This window comes from Sphaerisporangium corydalis (assembly GCF_025506355.1).
Classification (GTDB): domain Bacteria; phylum Actinomycetota; class Actinomycetes; order Streptosporangiales; family Streptosporangiaceae; genus Sphaerisporangium; species Sphaerisporangium corydalis.
The window spans coordinates 50041-56883 of record NZ_JANZYP010000069.1; the positions used below are offsets into that span (position 1 = coordinate 50041).

Sequence of the window (6843 nt, forward strand, 5' to 3'; positions counted from 1 at the left end):
GGCTTCCTGGCCCTTCCGCCCCACCACCGACATCGCCCCCGGCCCCCACCCTCGCCCCGGTTCGAATCGGCCCCACGTTGAATCCGGCTTCGTCGGCATGGTGTTGTCCCATAGCGCCGAGGCGGCGGGACGTGGCACAGAGAATTCGGCGCCGAACTGCGGCGACCAACCGGAGAACCTTTACGAGCACCCCAGTCCTTACTACCCAGGACCGGATGAAGCCCGGTCAGGTCCGGGGGTCGAGAAAGGGGCCGGTAGGCCCCTGGAAACACGCCCGAGCCGAAGGCGAGGACCATATCCAGCCGAACCACAACCAACTCATCGGATCCTGCCGCCAGGTGGAGCCTGTCAGGTACAGCCGCGCGGTAGTGATCGACAGCAATAGCCGGTGAACCGCCGCAGGTCGGCGCCGAATTCACCGCACCACTTCCCACCGCGTCGGCGCCAAAGGCAAAGACATTACGACCGGCGAAAGACGCAGGGGCCGGGGTTGAACAGGGGCCGGGGTTACACAGGGCCGAGGTTGAACAGGGCCGAGGTTGAACGCGGGCCGGGATTGAACACCGGCCATGGGCGGGGACGTTCAGGCGACCCAGGCGGGGATGAGTTTGTCGCCGTCGGGGACGGCGCAGGTGGGGGAGACGTCGATCGGGCCGTCGGGCGTGTACGCGCGGCCACCCGCCGGGGCGGCGACGATCGCGGTGAGGCCGGATTCCGGGTCGGAGGTCAGCTGGCGGCGTACGTCGGCGGGCATGACCAGAGTGTCCCCCGGCCCCACGACGAACCTTCTCCCATCGGCGGCGGGCTTCTCACCATCGAGCAGGACGGAGGCGCCGCCGGAGAGGACCGTCCAGACCTGCTCGACGTCGAAGGCGTGGACCGGCCCGCTCTGGCCGGCGCGCATGTCCACGCGCCAGAGGACCACGCCAGACTCGCCCAGGGTGGGCGACGCGAAGGTGGTCATGACGGCGTTGGGCGTCTCGGTCCTGCGGCTTTCGGCGCGGCGGATGACAGGCATCGCTCACTTCTCCTATAATAGACAATGTTGTTGTCTATATAGTGAATGAGGTTGTCCATCGTGTCAACTGATCCCCCGGGCTTCGAGCTGCCGTTGCGTCTCTTCCTAGGGTTCCGCGTCCTCATTGACGAGCTGCACGCCGAGCTGGCCCGCCGGGGCCATCCCGACCTGCGCCCGATGCACGGGTTCGTGATGCAGGCCATCGGCACGCGCGGCACGACCGCCGCCGAACTGGGCCGCCGGCTCGGGGTGTCCAAGCAGGCGGCGGGGAAGACGATCGACACCCTCGAACGGATCGGCTACATCGAGCGCGGCACCGACCCCGGCGACGCCCGGCGCAAGATCGTGCGGCTCACCGAGCGGGGCGTCGACAGCCTCGTCCTGTCCGCCCGCATCTTCGACGACCTCCGGGCCGGCTGGGCCAGGACCCTCGGCGAGGACCGCCTCCGCGCCCTGGAGTCCGACCTCCGCCTCGTGACCCCACCCGACGTGTTCCGCCTCGACGTCCCCGGCTGGTTCGGCGGCTACCAGTGACGACCCTGCTGGACACCGAATTCTCCAGGTCAGCCACCGTAATCCGGCGCCGGATCCGCCATACCCCGTCCCACCGCGTCGGCGCCGAGCTAGAAGCCCCACGATGGCGAAGCAAGCGCGGGGAACCCGGCCGGTAGCGATGGGCGGGGTGAATGGACGGGGCCGAGGCCGGCAGGCCTCCCGGAATTGGAACCGGTTGAGCCGGTGGGCCCTCGGAGCGCATCGTGAGGGCCGGCCATGCCGGTAGGCCCTTGAAAAACTGCCCGAGCCGAAGGCGAGGACCTTTACCGGTAGGGCTCACAGTTAAGACGCGGCGGGACGGGGATCAGGTCGTCGTGGCGTGGCGGTGGGAGCCGGCCACGGAGCGGATGGTGACGCTGATGCGGTTCCAGGCGTTGATCTGGGCGATGGCCACGACGAGGGCCGCGAGCGACTGCTCGTCGTAGGTGTCGGCGACCTCGTCCCACACCTCGTCCGGCACGCCCGCGCTGTTGTCGGTGATCCGCGTGCTCGCCTCAGTCAGGGCCAGGGCGGCGCGCTCCTCGGGGGTGAAGAACGGCGACTCCCGCCAGGCGGCCACCGTGAACAGCCGTTCGTCGGCCTCGCCCGCCTTCTTGGCCTCATGGTTGTGCATGTCCAGGCAGAACGCGCAGCCGTTGATCTGGCTGGCCCGGATCTTCACCAGATTCAGCGTGCTCTTCGGAACGCCGCTGCCCTGGACGTAGGCCTCTACCGCCAGCATCCCCCGGTAGGCCTCGGCAGCGATCTTGGGGAAGTTCTCGATACGTGGCTGCATGATGTGTCTCCGTTCATCTCATCGAAATTCGTACCTGTGGTGCTGTACCCGCGCCGCCCGCGACCGGCCGCCTCGGGTCTCCTGAATCTAGATGTTTAGTGTCCAGTTTCTCCTTCCACATGTGCGCGAGCCGTTCCCGCGTCGAAATCGGTCAGGTGGTGCGCTCGTACCAGCGCCGGACGCCCGCACCGAGGTCAGGTGAGTGCCGTTCGGCCGACGCCCGTACGTCGGCGAGGGTCTGGGCGGCCAGCGCGCGCCGCCACGCCAGTTCGGCCTTGCGCATCGCGGTCGTGACCGCGCATGGCACCTTGAACTGCCGCGAGGGAGCCTCGGCCCCCATGCCGCGCTGCCGGATCTCCATGCACTGGAAGGCGTCGTCCGGCCCCTCGATCGCCGTCACGACGTCCATGAGCGTGATCTTGTCGAGCGGGCGGGCGAGCTGGAAGCCACCCCGCGCACCCGCTGTGGAGGTGAACAGCCCGGCCCTGACCATGGCCTGGAGCTGCTTGTTCAGGTACGCGGAGGGTAGTTCGTACCCGGCCGCGAGCCGCGCGGTCGGCACTGGGCGGTCGCCACCCAGCCAGTCGAGCGTGAGGCAGCAGTGCAACGCCCACTCGACACCCTCGCTCATCCGCACAATCTAGATACTACCCATCCAGATTTCCGCCCGGAAGGGCACCCCCGAAGCACCTGGCGACCCACCGACTCGCCGCCGGGATAGCGACAGTTCGTCAGTGCGGCACAGGTGAACATCCGGCAGCCACAAGCATCAGTTCGTCAGCGCGGTGACGGTGAGCCTTCGGGCTGCCGCGCGGCGGTCGTCTGGGGCGGTGCCGGTGACGGGGTGGCCTGGGGCTGCGGCCCGAAGGCGGTCAGGAACCGGTCACGGAACGAGTTCATCGGCCAGACCGGCGACTTCGGGCCGGGCTTCAGGCCGTCCTGCCACCCCCACCCGGAGATCCGGTCCAGCACGGCCTTGTCGCGGGCGACGATCGTGATCGGCACCTCCCGGACGGCGCCCGCGCCGGTGACGAGCTGGGCGGGCTGGTGGTCGCCGAGGAAGACGAGCACCAGGTTGTCGTCCCCGTAGGTCTCCACATAGGAGATCAGGCTGTTCAGCGAGTACTCGATGGAGCGCCGATATTCGGTGCGCACCCGCCGGAAGTCGCTCCACACGGCGTCCGGCTGGTTGCCGGTCGCGGGCATCGGGCCGAAGACCGAACCGTCGCCGACGTTCTTCCAGTCGATCATCTGAGGGATCGGCGCCCAGGGCGCGTGGCTGGAGACAAGGGGGATCTCCGCCATCACCGGCGCACGATCCTTCTTGTCGCGTTCGGAGCGCTGGAAGGACGACAGGGTGAACTGGTCGGGCATCGTGCCCCAGTTGAAGCGCGGACCGTGGTACCCAAGGTCCTTGGCCGCGTAGATCTGGTCATAGCCGTAGAACTTGCCCTCAGGCCACTCGCGGGTCACGCCCGGCATGATGCCTACGGTCCGCCAGTTCGCCCGCCGGAAGGCGTCGTTGAGGGTCAGGCGCTTGCTCGCCACCAGGTCGTTGTAGCGCTGCTGGTTGTCGATCCACACGCCGGAGAGCAGCGTGGAGTGGGCCAGCCAGCTACCGCCGCCCGCCGTCGGAGAGGTGAGGAAGGCGCTCCTGGACGCGAACCCGGCCGCGCGCAGCCGGGCGGTCCCGGCGTCGAGCACCGCGTCGACCTGCGGCGCGAACTCCGGGTCCTCGATCGCGTCGCGCCCGTAGCTCTCGACGAACGCGAGGACGACGTCCTTGCCGCGCAACCCGGTCAGCAGGTCCTGGCCCGGGGTGTCGCGGAAGGCGTCGACGGCGACCTCCGCGGCGAACGCCTTCTGGTCCTGCAGGCTCGCGCGCACCTGCTGGAGCAGGCGGTCGTACGCGAGGGCGGCGACCGGTGTACCCGGGACGATCTGCGCGCCGAACGCGGCGCAGCCCACCCAGACGACCTGGAGCACCACGACGGCGGCGGTCGCCGGGGTACGGTGCCGGACCACGAGGCGGGACAGGCGCATGATCGACAGTGTCATGAGGACGAGCACGGCGATCGCCAGCAGCCCGACCCCGACAACGGTGCCGATCGCGCCGACCCGGCCGATGGACGTGGTGAGGAACTCCACGCCGGCCCCGAGGAAGGTCCAGTCGATCAGCGGGTCGAACGGCCGGTCGAGGACCTCGTAGAAGCCCATGTCGGTGAGCTTCACGATGGCCAGCAGCCCGAGGACCACGCCGACGGGCACCGCCACCCAGCGCCGCGCCCACGCCGGCAGGACGAGCACGAGTGCGGCGCCGAGCATGGCCTCCAGCGGGACGCGGACGAACGCGCCGGGGGTCAGGTGGCTGAGGTTGTTCGGTGCGATGAGGGCGAACAGCACGAACAGGCACGCCAGCACGGTGACCACCCGCCCCGCGACCCGCCGTCCCGTCCGAACGCCAACGGCCGGTTCCCCCTCGTCACCTGGGGTGGCGTCATCCGGCAGAGGCTCCCGGGTGTCGTCCGGCAGGGGCTCCCGGGTGTCGTCCACCGCCGGGTCGCCCGCCGGTAGGTCGCTCTCCGCCGCCACTCGTCGTTCAGGTGACGGCCGGCCAGAGCGTGTGGAGAACGACAAACCAAGAGCCTTTCCGCGAAGCCTGCATGATGCGGGTCACCGTCGCGTACGCCGGAACGCGCCGCGCGGACGGGGGTCGTCGGCGGCACCTACCCTCTCTACGGTCGGTGGCCGCCGCCGGTTCAGGCCCGCTGCACTGTGCTCAGCACGTCAACGGCCTAACACCTTATTTTTGAATCGGTCTCATCGCCCGGACCGGCCGCAGCCGTCCCACGACAAAACCTCATCCAGTCCATACTGAAGACCAGATCTCCTTCGGTCGAACACGATAGCAACCCGGCACCTCTCGGCGAGGGAAGGGACCGAGATGCGGAGCGACGGTGGAAGCGGGCTCGACCAGGCCACGGCGTGGTCGTGGACCGACCCGGACACGCTGGCGGCCAACGCCGCGGGCGCCGTGACACCGGCGCAGCGGGCGCTGATCATCGGCCCGCGGATACGACCGCCCTACCTGGCGTGGACGCTGCTGGTCGCCCTGGCGCTCATGGAGGCAGGGGCCGGGGTGCACGGCTCCACCACCAACACCGGGATCAACCCCGAGGGCGGGGTGGCCGGGGGCGTGGAGGAGATGCTCTTCATCATGATCGTGTTGGGCTGGCAGGTCCTGGTCATGGCGCTGGTCAGCGGCGTACCACGCTGGGGGGACCGGTTCGCGCGCCGCCGGGCGATCGTGGCCGTGGAAAGTGGCCGCGTCACGAGCGCCGCCGGCCGGGTGGTCGCCGTCCCAGGCGGCAAGGCACGGGCGATCGTGGGAACGACCCTGATCCCGCTACCAACGGGCTCCCCGGAACTTCCACCACCAGGGACCTATCAGCTCTACTGGCTGGAACCCACGCCCGGCGGCCCAGGCCCCCTCCTCCTATCCGCCCACCCCCAAGACATCACCACCTCAGACCACCCACCCACGTAACCAAAGGTCCTCGCCTCCGGCTCGGGCAGTTCTTTGGGCCTATCGGCTCGCTTTGCCCAGCTTGGTCAACCCGGCTCGGATTCCTCCCGGCCGTGTTCCTCACAAAGGTCCTCGCCTTCGGCTCGGGCAGTGTTTCCAAGGGCCTACCGGCCCCTTTCGACCCCGGACCCAACAGCGCTCAACCCGGCCTCGGGTAGCAGGCACTGAGGTGTTCGCAACGTTTCTTCGGTCAGCCACCGTAGTTCGGCGCCGGATTCTCTGTGCCACTTCCCACCGCATCGGCGCCGCGCAAGAAACCTCCAGCGATGGCGAAACAGGAGGCCTTACGCGGGAGCGAAGGTCGGGGAGCGAGGGGGGGGCGAAAGGATCGGGGCGCGATGGGGCGGGGCGAATGGATCGGGGAGCGAGGGGCCGGGAGCACGATGGGGCGAGGTACAGGGTTGAGGGCGAGCAGAGTGGGACGAACGGCGTCGTCAGGTGGCGGGGCGGTAGCGGGAGCGGAGGCGGGTGAGGGGTGGGAGGGTGGGGTCCACGTAGTCGACGGCGAGGACCTGGGCGAGGAACAAGGTGTGGTCGCCCGCCGGGATCACCCGGGCCGTCTCGGCCTCCAGAGCCGCCACGCCACCGTCCAGGACGAACGCCTCGGTGAGTGCACCACGGTGATGCGGCGTACCAGCGACGAGGAGACGGGCGCTCGGCCGACCCGGGCTGGCGAACCGGCTGGCGACGACGGCCTGGCCGCCGGACAGGAGGCTCGCCGCCCACCGGTCCTGGCGGAGCAGCACCTCGCAGAGATACCCGGAGGAGATCAAGCTGAGCAGCACCATAGGCGGGTCGGCCGACAACGACGAGAACGTGGTGACCGTGGTGCCGATGTCATCCCGCCCATCCCGGACCGTGACCACGGTCACCCCCGCGACAAGCTGCCCCATTGCCTCCACGAACTCG

Annotated in this window: 7 protein-coding genes; 2 read left to right on the top strand and 5 right to left on the bottom strand. The window is 69.3% G+C overall.

Annotation, left to right across the window (positions count from 1 at the left end; all coding sequences use genetic code 11):
• Nucleotides 1–583: 583 nt before the first annotated feature.
• Nucleotides 584–1018: a cupin domain-containing protein gene (locus NYZ98_RS34190; protein ID WP_262848033.1), complete on the bottom strand. Its 435-nt coding sequence runs from the start codon at nucleotides 1016–1018 to the stop codon at nucleotides 584–586.
• A gap of 60 nt (nucleotides 1019–1078) precedes the next feature.
• Between NYZ98_RS34190 and NYZ98_RS34195 the strand changes: the two genes are divergently transcribed.
• Entirely contained in the window at nucleotides 1079–1552 is a 474-nt protein-coding gene (locus NYZ98_RS34195; protein WP_262848035.1) for a MarR family winged helix-turn-helix transcriptional regulator, read from the top strand.
• A 325-nt stretch (nucleotides 1553–1877) separates the two neighbouring features.
• On the opposite strand, the gene NYZ98_RS34200 is transcribed toward NYZ98_RS34195, so the two are convergent.
• The 3 genes from NYZ98_RS34200 to NYZ98_RS34210 all read right to left on the bottom strand — a co-directional run bounded on the left by NYZ98_RS34200 (nucleotide 1878) and on the right by NYZ98_RS34210 (nucleotide 4940).
• Nucleotides 1878–2348 (bottom strand): carboxymuconolactone decarboxylase family protein, encoded by a 471-nt coding sequence (locus NYZ98_RS34200; RefSeq protein WP_262848037.1) that lies wholly within the window; start codon nucleotides 2346–2348, stop codon nucleotides 1878–1880.
• Nucleotides 2349–2499: 151 nt separating this feature from the next.
• Nucleotides 2500–2979 (bottom strand): RrF2 family transcriptional regulator, encoded by a 480-nt coding sequence (locus tag NYZ98_RS34205; RefSeq protein ID WP_262848039.1) that lies wholly within the window; start codon nucleotides 2977–2979, stop codon nucleotides 2500–2502.
• 146 nt (nucleotides 2980–3125) lie between these two features.
• The gene (locus NYZ98_RS34210; protein ID WP_262848042.1) at nucleotides 3126–4940 is read right to left on the bottom strand and encodes an LTA synthase family protein; all 1815 of its coding nucleotides are present in this window, start codon (nucleotides 4938–4940) and stop codon (nucleotides 3126–3128) included.
• A 352-nt stretch (nucleotides 4941–5292) separates the two neighbouring features.
• Here NYZ98_RS34210 and NYZ98_RS34215 point away from each other — a divergent pair, with 352 nt between their 5' ends.
• Entirely contained in the window at nucleotides 5293–5895 is a 603-nt protein-coding gene (locus NYZ98_RS34215) for a hypothetical protein (RefSeq protein ID WP_262848044.1), read from the top strand.
• Between the two features lie 473 nt (nucleotides 5896–6368).
• On the opposite strand, the gene NYZ98_RS34220 is transcribed toward NYZ98_RS34215, so the two are convergent.
• Nucleotides 6369–6843: flavin reductase family protein (locus tag NYZ98_RS34220; protein WP_262848046.1), on the bottom strand; the 475-nt coding region annotated here is incomplete at its 5' end.

Coding starts and splice junctions, on each gene's coding strand:
- NYZ98_RS34190 (WP_262848033.1), bottom strand. CDS start 1,018: ATGCCTGTCATCCGCCGCGCCGAAAGCCGCAGGACCGAGACGCCCAAC.
- NYZ98_RS34200 (WP_262848037.1), bottom strand. CDS start 2,348: ATGCAGCCACGTATCGAGAACTTCCCCAAGATCGCTGCCGAGGCCTAC.
- NYZ98_RS34205 (WP_262848039.1), bottom strand. CDS start 2,979: ATGAGCGAGGGTGTCGAGTGGGCGTTGCACTGCTGCCTCACGCTCGAC.
- NYZ98_RS34215 (WP_262848044.1), top strand. CDS start 5,293: ATGCGGAGCGACGGTGGAAGCGGGCTCGACCAGGCCACGGCGTGGTCG.